The organism is Pseudomonas sp. LAM2023 (assembly GCF_016620375.1).
Lineage (GTDB): Bacteria > Pseudomonadota > Gammaproteobacteria > Pseudomonadales > Pseudomonadaceae > Aquipseudomonas > Aquipseudomonas anuradhapurensis.
In genome coordinates, this window is record NZ_JAENHV010000036.1 from 92,391 (window position 1) to 110,431 (window position 18,041).

The 18,041-nt window shown below is 61.9% G+C and carries 17 protein-coding genes, 1 tRNA gene and 3 pseudogenes; 16 read left to right on the plus strand and 5 right to left on the minus strand.

The window, feature by feature from the left end; all coding sequences use genetic code 11:
• Positions 1–91: 91 nt before the first annotated feature.
• The 15 genes from aspS (at position 92) to JKP78_RS20305 (ending at position 12,359) form a co-directional block, all read left to right on the plus strand.
• Positions 92–1,867 carry an aspartate--tRNA ligase gene (gene aspS / locus JKP78_RS20235; protein WP_015271474.1) on the plus strand — a complete coding sequence of 592 codons (1,776 nt, stop codon included), beginning with the start codon at positions 92–94 and terminating at the stop codon, positions 1,865–1,867.
• Positions 1,868–1,981: 114 nt separating this feature from the next.
• Positions 1,982–2,728: a YebC/PmpR family DNA-binding transcriptional regulator gene (locus JKP78_RS20240; protein WP_186675974.1), complete on the plus strand. Its 747-nt coding sequence runs from the start codon at positions 1,982–1,984 to the stop codon at positions 2,726–2,728.
• A 186-nt stretch (positions 2,729–2,914) separates the two neighbouring features.
• Positions 2,915–3,439, plus strand: a complete 525-nt coding sequence (gene ruvC / locus JKP78_RS20245; protein ID WP_085622805.1) for a crossover junction endodeoxyribonuclease RuvC — start codon at positions 2,915–2,917, stop codon at positions 3,437–3,439.
• 109 nt (positions 3,440–3,548) lie between these two features.
• The gene (gene ruvA / locus JKP78_RS20250) at positions 3,549–4,166 is read left to right on the plus strand and encodes a Holliday junction branch migration protein RuvA (protein ID WP_170031565.1); all 618 of its coding nucleotides are present in this window, start codon (positions 3,549–3,551) and stop codon (positions 4,164–4,166) included.
• Positions 4,163–5,209, plus strand: coding sequence for a Holliday junction branch migration DNA helicase RuvB (gene ruvB / locus JKP78_RS20255; RefSeq protein ID WP_200627407.1), 1,047 nt, complete (start codon positions 4,163–4,165; stop codon positions 5,207–5,209). Before ruvA ends, ruvB begins: the two co-directional genes overlap by 4 nt.
• Before the next feature lie 125 nt (positions 5,210–5,334).
• Positions 5,335–5,787, plus strand: coding sequence for a tol-pal system-associated acyl-CoA thioesterase (gene ybgC / locus JKP78_RS20260; protein WP_170031559.1), 453 nt, complete (start codon positions 5,335–5,337; stop codon positions 5,785–5,787).
• 2 nt (positions 5,788–5,789) lie between these two features.
• Positions 5,790–6,485, plus strand: a complete 696-nt coding sequence (tolQ, locus tag JKP78_RS20265; protein WP_170031555.1) for a protein TolQ — start codon at positions 5,790–5,792, stop codon at positions 6,483–6,485.
• Positions 6,486–6,499: 14 nt separating this feature from the next.
• Complete coding sequence (gene tolR / locus JKP78_RS20270) at positions 6,500–6,952, plus strand: protein TolR (protein WP_003254760.1); 453 nt, start codon at positions 6,500–6,502, stop codon at positions 6,950–6,952.
• Complete coding sequence (tolA, locus tag JKP78_RS20275) at positions 6,952–8,061, plus strand: cell envelope integrity protein TolA (protein ID WP_170031552.1); 1,110 nt, start codon at positions 6,952–6,954, stop codon at positions 8,059–8,061. The genes tolR and tolA overlap by 1 nt, the downstream gene beginning before the upstream one ends.
• Positions 8,062–8,087: 26 nt before the next feature.
• Positions 8,088–9,359 carry a Tol-Pal system beta propeller repeat protein TolB gene (gene tolB / locus JKP78_RS20280; protein WP_189665511.1) on the plus strand — a complete coding sequence of 424 codons (1,272 nt, stop codon included), beginning with the start codon at positions 8,088–8,090 and terminating at the stop codon, positions 9,357–9,359.
• A 53-nt stretch (positions 9,360–9,412) separates the two neighbouring features.
• Positions 9,413–9,913, plus strand: a complete 501-nt coding sequence (gene pal, locus JKP78_RS20285; protein WP_015271469.1) for a peptidoglycan-associated lipoprotein Pal — start codon at positions 9,413–9,415, stop codon at positions 9,911–9,913.
• 6 nt (positions 9,914–9,919) lie between these two features.
• Positions 9,920–10,726, plus strand: coding sequence for a tol-pal system protein YbgF (gene ybgF / locus JKP78_RS20290; RefSeq protein WP_170031546.1), 807 nt, complete (start codon positions 9,920–9,922; stop codon positions 10,724–10,726).
• Between the two features lie 160 nt (positions 10,727–10,886).
• The gene (gene queE, locus JKP78_RS20295) at positions 10,887–11,534 is read left to right on the plus strand and encodes a 7-carboxy-7-deazaguanine synthase QueE (RefSeq protein WP_200627409.1); all 648 of its coding nucleotides are present in this window, start codon (positions 10,887–10,889) and stop codon (positions 11,532–11,534) included.
• Positions 11,535–11,547: 13 nt separating this feature from the next.
• Positions 11,548–12,222 carry a 7-cyano-7-deazaguanine synthase QueC gene (gene queC / locus JKP78_RS20300; protein WP_170031540.1) on the plus strand — a complete coding sequence of 225 codons (675 nt, stop codon included), beginning with the start codon at positions 11,548–11,550 and terminating at the stop codon, positions 12,220–12,222.
• Between the two features lie 61 nt (positions 12,223–12,283).
• Positions 12,284–12,359: transfer RNA gene (locus tag JKP78_RS20305), tRNA-Lys, on the plus strand.
• Positions 12,360–12,992: 633 nt separating this feature from the next.
• Here JKP78_RS20305 and JKP78_RS25520 read toward each other — a convergent pair.
• A pseudogene (locus tag JKP78_RS25520) lies at positions 12,993–13,133 on the minus strand (TIGR03756 family integrating conjugative element protein); the annotation flags it as partial.
• Positions 13,134–13,608: 475 nt separating this feature from the next.
• Between JKP78_RS25520 and JKP78_RS20310 the strand changes: the two are divergent.
• A complete protein-coding gene (locus tag JKP78_RS20310) occupies positions 13,609–14,154 on the plus strand; it encodes a hypothetical protein (protein WP_186687923.1) in 546 nt (181 codons plus the stop codon).
• A 159-nt stretch (positions 14,155–14,313) separates the two neighbouring features.
• On the opposite strand, the pseudogene JKP78_RS20315 reads toward JKP78_RS20310, so the two are convergent.
• The 4 genes and pseudogenes from JKP78_RS20315 to JKP78_RS25530 all read right to left on the minus strand — a co-directional run.
• A pseudogene (locus tag JKP78_RS20315) lies at positions 14,314–14,582 on the minus strand (ATP-binding domain-containing protein); the annotation flags it as partial.
• A gap of 218 nt (positions 14,583–14,800) precedes the next feature.
• Complete coding sequence (locus JKP78_RS20320; RefSeq protein ID WP_200627411.1) at positions 14,801–15,760, minus strand: cation diffusion facilitator family transporter; 960 nt, start codon at positions 15,758–15,760, stop codon at positions 14,801–14,803.
• 153 nt (positions 15,761–15,913) lie between these two features.
• Positions 15,914–16,669: a methyl-accepting chemotaxis protein gene (locus JKP78_RS25525; protein ID WP_442794040.1), complete on the minus strand. Its 756-nt coding sequence runs from the start codon at positions 16,667–16,669 to the stop codon at positions 15,914–15,916.
• 102 nt (positions 16,670–16,771) lie between these two features.
• Positions 16,772–18,040, minus strand: a pseudogene (locus JKP78_RS25530) (PDC sensor domain-containing protein); the annotation flags it as partial.
• Position 18,041: the final 1 nt, after the last annotated feature.

Here is an 18,041-nt window from a genome sequence, read left to right on the forward strand (position 1 = left end):
TGAATGCTGTGACCGGGTCTTGCAGTATTAGCCCTCCGGGCGGCCAAGGCCTCCACCGAATACACGAATCACGAGAAGCGAAACCACCATCATGATGCGCAGCCATTATTGCGGCCAACTGAACGAGAGCCTGGACGGCCAGGAAGTCACCCTTTGCGGCTGGGTCCATCGTCGCCGCGACCACGGCGGGGTGATCTTCCTCGACATCCGTGACCGCGAAGGCATGGCCCAGGTCGTGTTCGACCCGGATCGCGCCGAAACCTTCGCCGCTGCCGACCGCGTGCGCAGCGAGTACGTCGTGCAGATCACCGGCAAGGTGCGCAAGCGCCCTGAGGGTGCGGTGAATGCCAACATGGCGTCCGGCGCCATCGAGATTCTCGGCTACCAGCTGAACGTGCTCAACGAAGCGGAAACCCCGCCGTTCCCGCTCAACGAATACTCCGACGTCGGCGAGGAAACCCGCCTGCGTTATCGCTTCATCGACCTGCGTCGCCCGGAAATGGCCGACAAGCTGCGCCTGCGTTCGCGCATCACCAGCAGCATCCGTCGCTTCCTCGACGAAAACGGCTTCCTCGATGTCGAGACGCCGATCCTGACCCGGGCCACCCCGGAAGGCGCGCGTGACTACCTGGTGCCAAGCCGTACCCACGCCGGCAGCTTCTTCGCCCTGCCGCAGTCGCCGCAGCTGTTCAAGCAGCTGCTGATGGTCGCCGGCTTCGACCGCTACTACCAGATCGCCAAGTGCTTCCGTGACGAAGACCTGCGGGCCGACCGCCAGCCGGAATTCACCCAGATCGACATCGAGACCAGCTTCCTCGATGAAAGCGAGATCATGGGCCTGACCGAAAGCATGATCCGTAAGCTGTTCAAGGAAGTGCTGGACCTGGAATTCGGCGAATTCCCGCACATGACCTTCGAAGAAGCCATGCGCCGCTACGGTTCCGACAAGCCGGACCTGCGTATCCCGCTGGAACTGGTCGACGTCGCCGACCAGCTGAAGGACGTGGACTTCAAGGTGTTCGCCGGCCCGGCCAACGATCCGAAGTGCCGCGTTACCGCCCTGCGCCTGCCAGGCGGTGCCAGCATGCCGCGCAGCAAGATCGACGAGTACACCAAGTTCGTCGGCATCTACGGTGCCAAGGGCCTGGCCTACATCAAGGTCAACGAGCGCGCCAAGGGCGTCGAAGGCCTGCAGTCGCCGATCGTCAAGAACATCCCCGAGGCCAACCTCAATACCATCCTCGACCGCGTTGGTGCCGTTGACGGCGACATCGTGTTCTTCGGTGCCGACAAGTTCAAGGTGGTCAGCGAAGCCCTGGGCGCGCTGCGTATCCGCCTGGGCCACGACTTCGAGCTGCTGACCTGCGAGTGGGCGCCGATGTGGGTGGTCGACTTCCCGATGTTCGAAGAGAACGAAGACGGCAGCTTCACTGCGCTGCACCACCCGTTCACCGCGCCGAAGTGCACCCCGGAAGAGCTCGAGGCCAACCCGGCCGCAGCCCTGTCGCGTGCCTACGACATGGTCCTGAACGGTACCGAGCTGGGTGGCGGTTCGATCCGTATCCACCGCAAGGAGATGCAACAGGCCGTGTTCCGCCTGCTGGGCATCGAAGCGGCAGAACAGGAAGAGAAGTTCGGCTTCCTGCTCGACGCCCTGAAGTTCGGTGCTCCGCCTCACGGTGGCCTGGCCTTCGGCCTGGATCGCCTGGTCATGCTGATGACCGGCGCCCAGTCGATCCGTGAAGTGATCGCCTTCCCGAAAACCCAGAGCGCCGCGTGCGTCATGACCCAGGCCCCTGGCATGGTCGACGCCAAGGCCCTGCGCGAGCTGCACATCCGACTGCGCGAACAGACCAAGGTCGAGTAAGCAGTCCTCGGGCGCATCCACAGGGATGCGCCTTTGCGTTTCGGCGCAGGCAATTTCCCGTCCCGCCCCGTACAGGGGCGGGGCTGTTTGTGATTCAAAGGATTCGGAGTCGTTATGGCTGGTCATTCCAAGTGGGCGAACATCAAGCACCGCAAAGAGCGCCAGGATGCCAAGAGAGGCAAGATCTTCACCAAGTGGATCCGCGAGCTGACGGTCGCCGCCAAGCAGGGCGGCCCTGACCCGGCCTCCAACCCGCGCCTGCGCCTGGCGCTGGACAAGGCGCTGGGCGCCAACATGAGCCGCGACATCATCGACCGCGCCGTGGCCCGTGGTGCTGGCACCAACGAAAGCGACAACGTCGAAGAGCTCAGCTACGAAGGCTACGGCCCGGGCGGCGTGGCGATCATGGTCGAGGCCATGACCGACAACCGTAACCGCACGGCCGCTGCCGTGCGCCATGCGTTTACCAAGTGTGGCGGCAACCTCGGCACCGACGGTTCGGTGGCGTACCTGTTCGAGCGCAAGGGGCAGATCAGCTTTGCCCCCGGCGTGGAAGAAGATGCGCTGATGGAAGCGGCGATGGAAGCCGATGCCGATGACGTGGTGGCCAACGATGACGGCTCGTTCGAGGTGTTCACCTCGTTCAACAGCTTCTATGCCGTGCGCAATGCCCTGGAAGAGGCGGGGTTCAAGGCCGCTGACGCGGAAATCGTCATGCAGCCCACCACCAGCGCCGAACTTGACCAGGACGGTGCCGAGAAGGTGCTCAAGCTGATCGACATGCTCGAAGACCTGGATGACGTACAGAACGTCTACTCCAATGCCCAGATTTCCGATGAGATCATGGAAAACCTCGGCTAAGGTGGTCCTGGCGTTCCATGCCGGGTCTTCAAATTTGTCTGCGCTTGTGCCGGCCCCTTCGCGGGTAAACCCGCTCCCACAGGTACTGCACCGACCCTGAATGGGGTGCAGTACCTGTGGGAGCGGGTTTACCCGCGAAGGGGCCGGCACAGTTTGCAGGGATGCATCAATTTTTAGACGGGCACTATGACTCTGATTCTTGGTATCGACCCCGGCTCGCGCATCACCGGCTATGGCGTGGTACGCCAGACCGCCCGTGGTTGCGAGTACGTGGCGTCGGGCTGCATCCGCACCGGCAGCGGCGAGTTGCACGAGCGGCTGCAGATCGTTTTTCGCGGTGTCAGTGAAATCATCAGCCAGCACGGCCCGGTGACCATGGGCATCGAGCGGGTGTTCATGGCCCGCAACGCCGATTCGGCGCTCAAGCTCGGCCAGGCCCGTGGCGCGGCCATCGTCGCTGCCGCCGAAGCCGGCCTGGAAATCGCCGAGTACAGCGCCACCCAGGTCAAGCAGGCGGTAGCCGGCACCGGCGGGGCCAACAAGGAACAGGTGATGATGATGGTCATGCACCTGCTGAAACTGACGCAAAAGCCGCAGATCGACGCCTCCGACGCCCTGGCCATCGCCCTGTGCCATGCGCATACCCGCTCCAGCCTGGTGCCGCACGGCCTGGCCACGGCGCGGCGACGCGGCGGGCGCTTGCGTCTGTAGGCGCTTCATGCCCTGATACACATTTTGTGCGGGTGATACGTGCACCCGCCGCATTTGCTGATAGGGTTGAGCGGTCTTTGACCGGCTCCCCGAGAGGAAGGATCGGAACGTGATTGGACGTTTGCGCGGCACCCTGGCGGAGAAACAGCCGCCGCACCTGATTATCGACGTCAACGGCGTGGGTTACGAGCTGGAAGTGCCGATGACCACGCTGTACCGTCTGCCCAAGGTGGGCGAAAGCGTCACCGTGCACACCCACCTGGTGGTGCGCGAAGACGCCCACCTGCTCTACGGTTTTGCCGAAAAGCGCGAGCGCGAGCTGTTCCGTGAGCTCATCCGCCTCAATGGCGTGGGGCCGAAGCTGGCGCTGGCGCTGATGTCCGGCCTGGAAGTCGACGAGCTGGTGCGCTGTGTGCAGGCCCAGGACACGTCGGCGTTGGTGCGCGTGCCGGGGGTCGGCAAGAAGACCGCCGAACGCCTGCTGGTCGAACTCAAGGACCGCTTCAAGGCCTGGGAAACCTCGCCAGCCATGTTCACCCTGGTCTCCGATGGGCCGCTGCCGGTCAGCAGCAGCTCCACGGCCGAGGCTGATGCCGTCAGCGCCCTGGTTTCGCTGGGCTACAAGCCGCAGGAAGCCAGCAAGGCGATCGCCGCGATCAAGGACAAGGCTGGCCTGAGCAGTGAAGAGCTGATCCGCCGCAGCCTGAAAGGGATGATTACCAAGTGATCGAAGCCGACCGCCTGATCGCCGCCAGTGGCCGCGACCGTGAAGAAGTCCAGGACCGTGCGATCCGCCCGCTGCGGCTGGACGAGTACATCGGCCAGCCGGTGGTACGCGAGCAGATGGCGCTGTTCATCCAGGCCGCCCGTGGCCGCAGCGAGTCGCTTGACCATACCCTGATCTTCGGCCCGCCGGGTCTCGGCAAGACCACCCTGGCCAACATCATCGCCCAGGAAATGGGCGTGTCGGTCAAGAGCACCTCGGGGCCGATCCTCGAGCGCCCGGGCGACCTGGCGGCCATGCTGACCAACCTCGAGCCGCACGACGTGCTGTTCATCGACGAGATCCACCGCCTGTCACCGGTCGTCGAAGAAGTGCTGTACCCGGCAATGGAAGACTTCCAGCTGGACATCATGATCGGCGAAGGGCCGGCGGCCCGCTCGATCAAGCTCGACCTGCCACCGTTCACCCTGGTCGGGGCCACCACCCGTGCCGGCATGCTCACCAACCCGCTGCGCGACCGCTTCGGTATCGTCCAGCGCCTGGAGTTCTACAGCGACAGGGACCTGGCCACCATCGTCAGTCGTTCGGCCGGCATCCTCGGCCTGGCCATCGAGGACCAGGGCGCCTACGAGATCGCCCGCCGGGCCCGTGGCACGCCGCGTATTGCCAACCGCCTGCTGCGCCGCGTGCGCGACTACGCCGAGGTGCGCGGCAAGGGCCAGATCACCAAGGCCGTGGCCGACATGGCGCTCAACCTGCTGGACGTCGACGAGCGCGGTTTCGACCATTCCGACCGCCGCCTGCTGCTGACCATGATCGAGAAATTCGACGGTGGCCCGGTGGGGGTGGACAACCTGGCCGCCGCCATCAGCGAAGAGCGTCATACCATCGAGGATGTGCTCGAACCGTACCTGATCCAGCAAGGCTACATGATGCGTACCCCGCGTGGCCGTGTGGTTACCCGGCATGCCTACCTGCACTTTGGCCTGAATGTGCCCGGGCGCCTGGGGGAGGGTGGGGATTTTTCCGAAACGGGCGATGACTGACAGATCGAAAACGGCTTTTCGTGGTCCTAGCGCTGGCACGCCGAGGGTGCGCTGGCAATAAGACATTAATGAAGAAAAAACAGTTGCCACAGCGGATTGGCAAGCTGAGGAGTAAGCACTAGAGTATGCGCGCGCAAAATGGCCTGGAACCGTTCGCACACCGTTGTCGCGTCTATTACGAAGATACCGATGCCGGTGGCGTGGTGTATTACGTCAACTACCTGAAATTCATGGAACGTGCGCGCACCGAGCGGCTGCGGCACCTGGGCTTTTCCCAGGCGCAACTGGCCGGGGAAAACCTGTTGTTCGTGGTCCATTCCAGCGAAGCGCGTTACCACGCGCCGGCGCGCCTGGACGACGAGCTGCGGGTCACCGCGCATGTCACTGAACTCAATCGCGCCAGCCTGCGCTTCGTGCAGCAGGTCTGGCGGGAAAAGGATGAAACGCTGCTCTGCGAAGGGCAGTTCCTGGTGGCCGCCGTGCGCGCCGACACTTTCAAACCCCGAGCCATACCCCCGGAGCTGCGCGACGCCTTTGCGGCGGACGGCTCGGGTAATCAATCGAACGCAGGAGAATAAGCGTGGAAGCTAACGTCGTCGACCATACCTCCATGTGGAGTCTGGTCAGCAATGCCAGCGTGGTGGTACAGCTGGTAATGCTGACCCTGGTGGCCGCCTCGGTCACTTCATGGATCATGATCTTCCAGCGCAGCACCATGCTGCGCGCCGGTCGTCGTGCGCTGGATGCCTTCGAGGAGCGCTTCTGGTCGGGCATCGACCTGTCCAAGCTGTACCGTCAGGCAGGCAGCAACCCGGACCCGGATTCCGGTGTCGAGCAGGTGTTCCGTGCCGGCTTCAAGGAATTCTCGCGCCTGCGCCAGCAGCCGGGGGTTGACCCTGACGCGGTCATGGAAGGCGTTGCCCGTGCCATGCGCGTGGCCATTTCGCGCGAGGAAGAAAAACTCGAGCAGAGCCTGCCGTTCCTGGCCACCGTTGGTTCGACCAGCCCGTACATCGGCCTGTTCGGTACCGTGTGGGGCATCATGAACTCCTTCCGCGGCCTGGCCAGCGCCCAGCAGGCCACCCTGGCCACGGTCGCCCCGGGTATCGCCGAAGCGTTGGTCGCCACTGCCATCGGCCTGTTCGCGGCAATCCCGGCGGTCATCGCCTACAACCGCTTCTCGGCGCGCAGCGAAGTGCTGATCGGTCGTTACTACACCTTCGCCGACGAGTTCCAGGCGATCCTGCACCGTAAAGTGCACACCAGCGAAGAGTAATCAGGTAGAAGCCCATGGCCCGAGTTCGCCACAAACGCAAGCCCGTCGCCGAGATGAACGTGGTGCCCTACATCGACGTGATGCTGGTGCTGCTGGTCATCTTCATGGTGACGGCGCCCATGCTCAACCAGGGCGTGAAGGTCGACCTGCCCAAGGTTTCCAGCGAAGCCTTGCCGCAGGACAACAACGTCCAGATCCTCACCATCTCCATCAAGGCCGACAAGACCTATTACTGGAACCTCGGCAGCGAAGTCGATACCGACAAGCAGATGGACAAGGCCATGACCTTGCCAGCCATGACCGACGCAGTGACCAAGATCATTGCTGCCGGCCGTGACCAGGGCAAGCAGACCCAGGTGTTCATTCGTGGCGACAAGGCTGTCGACTATGGCGCGGTCATGGGTGCCATGGGCGGGTTGCAGAAGGCCGGTGTCGGTAACGTTGGCCTGATTACCGAGGCGCCCTGATGCAACAGCGAGAGCCATCCGCCTCGGAAAGCTACTTCTGGCCCAGTATCTGGGCCATCGGCCTGCATGTGCTGGTGTTCGCCCTGCTGTTCGTCAGTTTTGCCATGACGCCTGAGCTGCCGCCATCCAAGCCGATCGTTCAGGCTACCCTGTACCAGCTCAAGTCCAAGAGCCAGGCGACCACCCAGACCAATCAGAAGATTGCCGGGGAAGCGAAGAAAACCGCTTCGCGCCAGACCGAGGTCGAGCAGCTGGAACAGAAGAAGGTCGAGCAGGAGGCCGTGAAGGCCGCGGAACAAAAGAAAGCCGACGCCGCTCAAAAGGCCGAAGAGGCCCGCGAGGCTGCCGAAGCCAAGAAAGCCGAAGCCGCTGCCGAAGCCGCCAAGGCTGCCGAGGCCAAGAAAGCCGCCGAAGCCAAGAAGGCCGAGGAGGCGAAGAAAGCCGCCGAGAAGCAGCAGGCTGACATCGCCAAGAAGAAGGCCGAGGAAGAAGCCAAGAAAAAAGCCGAAGAAGAGGCCAAGAAAGAGGCCGCTGAAGAGGCGAAGAAACAAGCCGCCGAGGACGCCAAGAAAAAGGCGGCCGAAGAGGCCAAGAAGAAAGCAGCCGAGGACGCCAAGAAGAAAGCGGCAGCCGAGGAAGCGAAGAAGAAGGCAGCTGAAGAGGCCAAGAAGAAGGCCGCTGCAGACGCCCAGAAGAAAAAGGCACAGGAAGCGGCCCGCAAGGCGGCGGAAGACAAGAAAGCCCAGGCCCTGGCCGAGCTGTTGTCCGACACCACCGAACGGCAGCAGGCGCTGGCCGACGAGCAGGGTGACCAGGTGGCCGGCGACTTCGACGACCTGATCCGCTTGCGCGCGGCCGAGGGCTGGGCACGTCCGCCTTCCGCGCGCAAGGGCATGACGGTGGTCCTGCAGATCAACATGTTGCCGGACGGTACCATCACCAACGTCAGCGTGGCCCGGTCCAGTGGTGACGGCCCGTATGACAGTTCGGCGGTGGCTGCGGTGAAGAACATCGGTCGCCTGACCGAAATGCAGGGTATGAAGCCGAGCGATTTCAACCAATATCGTTCGTTCAAGATGACATTTACACCTGAGGATCTAGCGTTGTGATTAAACGTCTGAGAGGGCTGCTGGTCATGCTGTGCTGCGTGGCAGGCATGGCCGTGGCAGAGGAAAAGAACATCCTGGTCACCAGCGGCAGCGACCGGGCCACCCCCATCGCGGTAGTGCCGTTCGGTCTGCAGGGCGGCAGCGTGCTGCCGGAAGACATGGCCGACATCATCGGTAACGACCTGCGCAACTCCGGCTACTACTCGCCGATTCCGCGGCAGAACATGATCAGCCAGCCGTCGCAGGCCAGCGAAGTGATCTTCCGTGACTGGAAAGCACTGGGCGCACAGTATGTGATGGTCGGCAGCATCGTGCCGTCGGGCGGTCGCCTGCAGGTGCAGTACGCGCTGTTCAACGTCGCCACCGAGCAGCAAGTGCTGACCGGCAGCGTGGCGGGCAGCGTCGACCAGCTGCGTGACATGGCCCACTACATTTCCGACCAGTCGTTCGAGAAGCTCACCGGCATCAAGGGTGCGTTCTCCACCCGCATGCTGTACGTGACGGCCGAGCGTTTCTCCACCAACAACACCCGCTACACCCTGCAGCGTTCGGACTACGACGGTGCACGTGCAGTGACCCTGCTGCAATCGCGTGAACCGATCCTGTCGCCACGCTTTGCGCCGGATGGCAAGCGTATCGCCTATGTCTCGTTCGAGCAGAAGCGCCCACGCATCTTCATCCAGCACATCGATACCGGCCGCCGCGAGCAGGTCACCAACTTCGAAGGCCTCAATGGCGCACCAGCCTGGTCGCCGGACGGTACCCGCCTGGCGTTCGTGCTGTCGAAGGACGGTAACCCGGACATCTACGTGATGAATGTGGCCTCGCGCCAGATCAGCCGTGTCACCGCAGGCCCGGGTATCAATACCGAGCCGTTCTGGGGCAAGGACGGCAACACCCTGTACTTCACCTCCGACCGTGGCGGCAAGCCGCAGATCTACAAGCAGTCGGTCGGTGGCGGTGGTGCCGAGCGCGTCACTTTCGTCGGTAACTACAACGCCAACCCGAAACTGTCGGCGGACGAAAAGACCCTGGTGATGATCCATCGCCAGCAGGGCTTCACCAACTTCAAGGTTGCGGCCCAGGATTTGCAGCGCGGAAGTGTAAAGATTCTCTCGGAGACGAGTCTTGATGAGTCTCCCACTGTTGCGCCAAACGGCACCATGCTAATCTACGCCACCCGCCAGCAGGGCCGGGGAGTCTTGATGCTCGTGTCGCTTAATGGACGCGTGAGGCTCCCACTTCCTACCGCTCAAGGCGAAGTCAGAGAACCGTCCTGGTCCCCTTACCTGAACTGATTGCGGCGTAATACTTTTGCTTAACACACTGGGGTTTCATTAGGAGTTTCACGATGGAAATGCTGAAGTTTGGTAAATTTGCTGCGCTGGCTCTGGCCATGGCCGTAGCTGTAGGTTGCTCCTCGAAGGGCGGTGACAACGCAGGCGAAGGCGCTGCTGTAGACCCGAACGCTGGCTACGGTGCCAACGCTGGTGCTGTTGACGGCTCCCTGAGCGAAGAAGCTGCTCTGCGCGCAATCACCACCTTCTACTTCGAATACGACAGCTCGGACCTGAAGCCAGAAGCCATGCGCGCTCTGGACGTTCACGCCAAGGACCTGAAAGCCAACGGCAACCGCGTTGTTCTGGAAGGCAACACCGACGAGCGCGGCACCCGCGAGTACAACATGGCTCTGGGTGAGCGTCGTGCCAAGGCCGTCCAGCGCTACCTGGTTCTGCAGGGCGTTTCCCCTGCTCAGCTGGAACTGGTCTCCTACGGTGAAGAGCGTCCGGTTGCCACTGGCAACGACGAGCAGTCCTGGGCTCAGAACCGTCGCGTAGAACTGCGTAAGTAAGTTCTCATGCGTATGGGCCGCCGTGTAGTAACCGTCCTCGCACTCAGCCTGCCGCTCGCGGCCTGGGCTGAGGTTCCTGTAGTTGATGACAACGGGGGCAGTTATCCGCCCGCGGGTTATGGCACGAGCGGCGCCTATGCCGGGTCAGGGGCTTCGGCCCCTGCCTCTGCACAGGGCCAGCTGTTCATGCAGCTGCAACAGATGCAGGATCAGCTTTCCCGCCAGCAAGGCATCATCGAAGAGCTGCAGAACGATGTGTCGCGCATGAAGCAGGAAAACCTGGAGCGTTACCAGGACCTGGACCGTCGCATCAACAGTGGCGCCGCGCCTGCCGCGACCCCTGACAATTCCTCCGGTGGTGGTGCCTCCAGTGCCGCCCCCGATGCAGCAGCAGGTGCTGCTGCGCAACAACCGGCCGCCAGTAGCGAGCCCGGTGATCCGGCGAAAGAGAAACTCTACTACGATGCCGCTTTCGACCTGATCAAGCAGAAAGACTTCGACAAGGCCAGCCAGGCGTTCAACGCCTTCCTGCGCAAGTACCCCAACAGCCAGTATGCCGGCAATGCCCAGTACTGGCTGGGTGAGGTGAACCTGGCCAAGGGCGACCTGCCAGCTGCCAGCCAGGCCTTCGCCCAGGTCAGCCAGAAGTATCCGAAGCACAGCAAGGTACCGGATTCGCTGTACAAGCTGGCCGATGTCGAGCGCCGCATGGGCCATACCGACAAGGTCAAGGGTATCCTGCAACAAGTCATCAGCCAGTACCCCGGCACCTCGGCCGCGCAACTGGCGCAACGTGACCTGCAGAAGCTCTGAGCCGTACCGTTTGAAAGAAACCCGCGCCTGTCGCGGGTTTTTTCGTTAGAATCACTGCCCTTTTTTCGTAAACACGCTGTTGCGGATAACGCTATGTCGAGTTCGCGACAGTGCCTGACGGAGGCGGACAGCCTGTTTAGCTGTCACGCCCGTGGCGAGCATGCAAGACACATTACGCATCACCGAAGTCTTTTACTCTTTGCAGGGTGAAACACGAACGGCTGGGTTGCCCACGGTATTCGTGCGCCTCACCGGTTGCCCCCTGCGCTGCCAGTACTGCGACAGTGCCTATGCCTTCAGTGGCGGCACCCTGCGCACCCTCGATTCGATCCTGGAGCAGGTCGCCAGCTTCAAGCCGCGCTACGTCTGCGTGACCGGTGGCGAGCCATTGGCCCAGCCCAACGCCTTGCCATTGCTGCAGCGCCTGTGTGACGCCGGTTACGAGGTTTCGCTGGAAACCAGCGGTGCGCTGGATATTGCCGGCACCGATACCCGGGTCAGCCGTGTGCTCGACCTGAAGACCCCCGGCTCCGAGGAGTCGCACCGTAACCGCTACGAGAACATCGAGCAGCTGACCGGCAACGACCAGGTCAAGTTCGTTATCTGTTCCCGCGAGGACTACGACTGGGCGGTTTCCAAACTCATCCAGTACAACCTCGCCGAGCGTGCTGGTGAGGTGCTGTTTTCGCCCAGCTACCACCAGCTGAACGCCAGCGAGCTGGCCGACTGGATTGTCGCCGACAACCTGCCTGTGCGCTTTCAGCTGCAGCTGCACAAGCTGCTGTGGAACGACGAACCCGGACGTTGAGGAGCAACTACACATGAGCGAGAAACGCGCAGTAATCCTGTTGTCCGGTGGCCTGGACTCGGCCACCGTGGTCGCCATGGCCAAGGCCGAAGGCTATAGCTGCTATACCATGAGCTTCGACTATGGCCAGCGCCACCGCGCCGAGCTGAACGCCGCCGCCCGCGTTGCCCGCGACCTGGGCGTGGTCGAGCACAAGGTGATTGGCCTGAACCTGAACGGCATCGGCGGCTCGGCTTTGACCGACAGCAGCATCGACGTGCCGGAAGCTCCGGGTGAAGGCATCCCGGTCACCTATGTGCCGGCGCGCAACACCGTGTTCCTGTCGCTGGCCCTGGGTTGGGCAGAAGTGCTGGAAGCCCGCGATATCTTCATCGGCGTCAACGCGGTGGATTATTCCGGCTACCCGGACTGCCGCCCCGAGTTCGTCGAAGCCTTCGAGCGCATGGCCAACCTGGCGACCAAAGCCGGTGTCGAAGGGCAGGGCTTCCGTATCCAGGCGCCGCTGCAGAACATGAGCAAGGCGCAGATCGTGCAGGCCGGCTTGGCCCGTGGCGTGGACTACAGCCTGACCGTTTCCTGCTACCAGGCCGATGATGACGGCCGTGCTTGTGGCAAATGCGACAGCTGCCGCCTGCGTGCCGAAGGCTTCAAGGCCGCCGGTGTTGCCGACCCGACGCGATATTTTTAAAAAAAGTTGTGGTGGGGTGTTGATTTCCCGTTAGAAATCAGTATTATACGCGCCATCCAACGGGTCGTTAGCTCAGTTGGTAGAGCAGTTGGCTTTTAACCAATTGGTCGTAGGTTCGAATCCTACACGACCCACCATATTCACAGCGGTTCGTGAGTGCTAGAAAGAGGGCTTGTCCCAGCCATGTCTAGTCTTGCAGCCGTTTGGAGCGAACCTTAGGCTCGCTTCATCGTGATTCAATATGAAATAGCCCGCAGCCTGCATTGGTTTGCGGGCTTTTTCGTTGGTCCAGCCAGCGTTAGCACCTGCCTTCATTCCGCTCCCACCTGCGCCTAGTGCTCAAAGAAAAAATCATCAAAAACAGCTTCGTAGCTGAGGCAGATCATCGTTTTTCCGCCACGGCCAGTCCTACCTATTCCGGCATGCTTTAAAAAACTGCAGTTATAGCTGAGGTGTCAGCTCCACCTATACGACCCGACGGCGTTGACCGATGGCGCTATGTCCATCAGGGTGGCAGGGTCGAAAGCGTCTTCCGAGAGGCTGCATGGGGGGAGGCCAAGGTCAGTCCAGAGAGTGCCAGGCCATCCCACCCCAGTTCGTGTGAGAGCTCCGTCGTAGGTGCGGAAATTTGCTCCAGCGGATATTTGTCAGGGCGCTTCTGCTTTGGTAGCGCGGCGAGTAATTCGTAGGCGGTAGGTGACTCGAGTTCGAGTAGGCTGCGAATTTCCGTGGGGGTAGTTTTCTCTGGGAGTAGTCTCGATATCCGCAGCAGGCGTGCAGAGCAGCCAGTAGCAGATGCCGACCACTTTGTACTCAAGGCAGGTAGGCGAACGGGTGGAGGCGATAATCGCCGCCGAGCTGATGGCCGCTGATGCTGAGAACGGGAGTGCTGCTGTAAGAAGACCGGTCAGGGTGAGTCTGGGGGCGCCTCATCATCGCTCCCTTGCACGGTTGTGAGTCATGGAGCTGCACCTTGGGTGGGGACCGATTTAGGAAAACGGATCAGCCCTTCACGCGCAGCAGAAAATAGGAAACAGAGGATGCTCGGATTTTATGACAGGACTAGAGGAATCTCTTCTTGAAGCGAATCTTCACTAGGATCACAATCCTGCCCTTGAGGCAATACTAAGTCCAAGCTGATGCGGCACGATGTAGAGAGAAACAGTGGCGATGGTGAAGAGGGAGGTTCGGCCATTCATCGAAGCTGTACCGGTCCGAGCAGTGTCCTTTGGGGAATAGACAACTTCCTCATATGAAATATGCATGAGGCATTTTCCGGGTTAGTGCCAGCCGTCTTGAACTAAATCAACGTCCGTTCAGTGCGTGTTTGGTTAATGGCGAGAGGTGGTGTATTCCAGTCTGCTGACAGTTTATAGGACATAAGTCATGCAAAACAAGAAATGCATTTGGAAATGTGGTTCGATTTTTATTTCGGTATTGATGCTGTCCGGCTGTTCCACAGTGGCAAATCTAAAATCTTTTACCACGGCATACCAGGAGCCGTCGGCTGCGACCTCAAGTAGGCTAAGAGTTATAACTGATCAAACGGTTCGCCTGGTACCAGATAGTACCTGTGTCGATTGGTCCGTGCCTGGTGCTGGAATAGTTAATTCAAGGTCGTTGGCTGTTGCAAATAATCGTAAGTTCAATGACCGCATGCTGGGAGTGCCGGGTGGTGATAGAGTAAAAAATAGCTCCGAAGTTTATATTAAGCCGGGCAGTCCTATTGTTCTGGTTTATGCAGGGGTACCATCAAGCCGAAGGTATCAGTGCTTTACCAGCCTGTACTTTATTCCAGAGGCCGGAGCTGACTATGAGGCCGTTACTGGTTTGTGTTACATCAAAATCGCAAAAATCGTCAAGGATGAGGGGGCGGGAGAGATCCGTCGCGAAACTGTTGTAAACCGCGAAGCCAAGATTTGCTCCCCTTGAAGGAAGGGGAGGGTCATTCAACTAGGCGACCGATGTACTGCCCTGATGGTAGGAGGTGCTCTTGAAGATCCATGCGCCGCTAGTCGCGTTCTTGAATGGGATAGCGACAAACTCAGCGCGGTGTTCGATTTTCTTGCTCATGTTTTTTCCTCTATTTAATCAGCCGCACGCTTGACGTGCACCGGGGGCGAGCGCGTCGACGTAGCGTTCCATAAGGGGCAGCACCAGACTGTTGATCGCCAAGATCTTCATCGCTCGGGTGACGGCCACATATAGAAGGTTCAGCTCATCATCTCGTCGGCCTGGATTGATATCGGGTGAGAGCGGGTCTGACGTAAGTCGTCGAAGAGCCCGACGAAATCCCACTCCTGGCCTTTCGACTTGTGGGCAGAGGTTAGCGTGATAGTTGCGTCAAGCTCCTTATCCACCAGCCAGTACGTCAAAGCCCGCTACCGGCAACGGCCGCGGGCTTTTTCGTTTTTCAATGCCTAGATACGATCAACCGGCTTGTGCCCGCTTGTAGGAGCGGCCTTGTGTCGCGATCGGGCCGCAAAGCGGCCCCAGCAGATCATGCACTGCTGTTGCATCCCGACCACGACACAAGGCCGCTCCTGCACCTGCACCGGGCGAGTGACCGTCAGCTGCTTTACTCAGCCCACTCCGGGTCCCCGGTAAACACCACCGTCAGCCAACGGTCCGGCCCTTCGCCACCCACCGCATCCCCGATCTCGTTGCGCCACGCATCCCATTCATCGATGGTTTTCGCCGCCATGCCCTTGGGCACGATGAAGTACAGCTCGATCTCCCGCGAACGCCCGACCTTGGCCACATAGGCGCGGTACGACTGCAACCCGTGGCGCGCGACGAAAGCCTTGGCAACTTCATCAACATGCAACTTGAGGTCGCCCGGCGTCACCAGGAAAATCTCCGAAAGCGCCTGGCGCACCACCGACATCGGCAGTGGCACGATCACCAGGCACACCAGCGCCAGCACCGCCGGGTCGATGTACGGCGACACCCACTCCCATGGCGTGTCTTGCACGGCGTAACCAAAGCAGAAGGCGATCAGCAGGGCGGCGGTGATGCTGGCCGACATCACCCAGCCCTTGACGTCCATGCGCACGAAATCCGAGCCCAGCCTGCGGTTGGCACGGGCCTCGACGGTGGCGATGGCCACGCAGGCGATGACGGTCAGCACCGCATAAACCATGGCGATGCCGAACTCCAGGTGGCGCCCGCCTTGCAGCAGGCTGCTGACGGCATTGATCAGTGCGTAGATGGCCACGCTGCTGAGCAGGATGCCGTTCAGCGCCAGCACCATCGGCTCCAGGTGCCAGAAGCCCATGGTGAAGCGCTCGCGCAGCTTGCGCGACATCTGCACGCTGGTGGTGTGCGAAGTGATCAGCCTGACCACCACCAGCGACAGCCCGCTCATGCTGGCGTCGGCCAGCGAGTACACGCCATCGAAGATGATGGAGAACGAGCCGGAGGCCAGGCCGAAGGCGATACCGATAAGGGCAATGAACAGGGTGACGGCGATCGAGGTACGTAGCAGGCCCTGCTCGCTGGTGATGTCGAAGAAGGTAGATCTGGTTGCGGTTTGCATAAGATGTGCTCGGTAAAAACATTGATTCTGTATCGCCTGTCAGGGCCTCTTCGCGGGCTCGCCCGCTCCCACAGGTCCGGTGCCGCCTTCGGAGTCGGTACAAAACCTGTGGGAGCGGGCAAGCCCGCGAAAAGGCGCATTGGCCCTGACAGGTTAGACGCGGAACTGCTCCATCAGCGCCTGCTGCTGGTTGGCCAGCCGGTTCAGGGCCTGGCTGATGCGCGCCGATTCGTCGGCCTGGCCCGCCAGCGATTCGGTCACATCGCGAATGCCAGCCACGTTGCGGTTCACTTCCTCGGCCACCGCACTCTGCTCTTCGGCGGCCGAGGCAATCTGCAGGTTCATGTCGCTGATCACCGCCACCGCCTCGCCGATGCGCTGCAGCGCCGGCAGCGCCTGTTCCATGCGCGAGGCGCTGTCCTGGGCCTGGCGCTGGCCTGCATGCATGGCATCGACGACATCCTGGGTGCCTTGCTGCAAGCCTTCGATGACCTGGCGAATTTCCTCCACCGAGGTCTGCGTACGCTGGGCTAGGCCGCGCACTTCATCGGCGACCACGGCAAAACCACGCCCGGCTTCGCCGGCACGGGCTGCCTCGATGGCGGCGTTGAGCGCCAGCAGGTTGGTTTGTTCGGCAATGCTGCGGATCACCTCCAGTACCGAACCGATCTGCCCGCTGCGGTCTTCCAATGCTCGCGCTTCGCCCATGGCGGCGTCCATGTCGGCGGTGAGGCGGTCGATACCCTGGCGCGTACTGTCGATCAGTTGCAGGCCTTCGCGGCTGGCCTGGTCGGCAGCGCGTGCGGCCTGGGCTGCTTGCGAAGCGTTATGGGCGACATCCAGGGCGGTGGCGCTCATTTCGTTGGCCGCAGTGGCCACCTGTTCGATTTCACGGTGCTGTTGCTGCATGCCGTTGCTGGTCTGGCTGGCGATGCCTGCCGACTGGTCGGCGGTGTCGCGGGCTTGCTGCAGTGAGCCTTTGACCTGGGCGATCACCGGCTGCAGCTTGTCGAGGAAGCGGTTGAACCAACCCGTGAGCTGGCCCAGTTCGTCCTGCCGGGCGTAGTCCAGGCGCCGGGTGAGGTCGCCCTCACCGCTGGCGATGTCTTGCAGGCGCGCCGCCACCGCCAGGATCGGCCGGGACACGCCGCGGGCAGTCAACCCGACCAGCAACAAGCCGGCTAGCGCAGCGCCCAGGCCCACCAGCAGGCTGATCAGGTTGGCGCTCTGGTTGTGCTTGCCCAGGCGCTGGTTGAGGGCGACGGCGGGGGCCTGCAGCGCGCTTTCCGGCACGTCCAGCAACACTTGCCAGGGCGCAGCGCCGGGTATCGGTGTGAAAGGGTGGGCCACGCGCAGCAGGCCTTCGGTGACCGTCTTGTCCATCGGATTGCCGAGCGTGCTGGCGTCGCGGCTATTGCCAGCCAGCAGGCCCGTGGCGCTGGCAATACTGACCTGGCCCTGGCCGTCGAACAGTTCGCTGCGGCCGTCCAGGCTCAGCTGCTGCAGGTTGGCCAGGCCGATGTCCAGGCCGACCACACCGACCACCTTGCCATGCTCCAGCAGCGGCAGGGCGATGCTGGTCATCAGCACCTGGCGGCCATTCACCTCGTCGAGGTAGGGCTCCAGCACGCAAGCGCTGGCGGTGTCCTGCGGGCAGGTCAGCCAGCGGTTCTTGGCCACGCCATTGCTGCCGATGCCGGCATCGCCAAGCATCGATTCCGGCATGGCTTCGAACTCGAGGGTGCCGGGGCGGGGCTGGGACCAGTACAGCGAGAAGCGCCCGCTGTCATTGCTGCCTGCGGCATCCTGGCCGACATACTGGCTGTCCGGGCCAAGGGCGTCGGGCTGGAACACCAGGTACAGGCCGATCACATCCGGGTTGGCGCCCAGGCTGGCCTGCGCCTGGCGCGTCAGTTCGGCACGCAGGTCGCTGCCGCTGCGGGCCTTGAGCACCTGCACCAGGCGGGCGAAGCCATTGGCGTACTGATAGGCGTCCATGAAATAGCGCTGGATGCGCAGCGCCTGGTTTTCGGCAAGGGTTTGCAGGCGCAGGCGCGCGCTGCTGTCGAGCATCTCGCTGCTGGCCTGGTTGACCAGTGCCGCGCTGCGCCGGGCCTGGGCCAGCGAGTTGGTCACCAGCAGGGCGACGATAGCCAGCAGGCACAGGCCGGCGAGCAGGGTGATTTTCCACTGGATGGAGAGGCGACGCAGCGGCATCAGGGCTTTCCTTTTCGAGCAAATGCAACGCCCGCGATCAGGCGCGGGCGTTGGCGGCAGCATG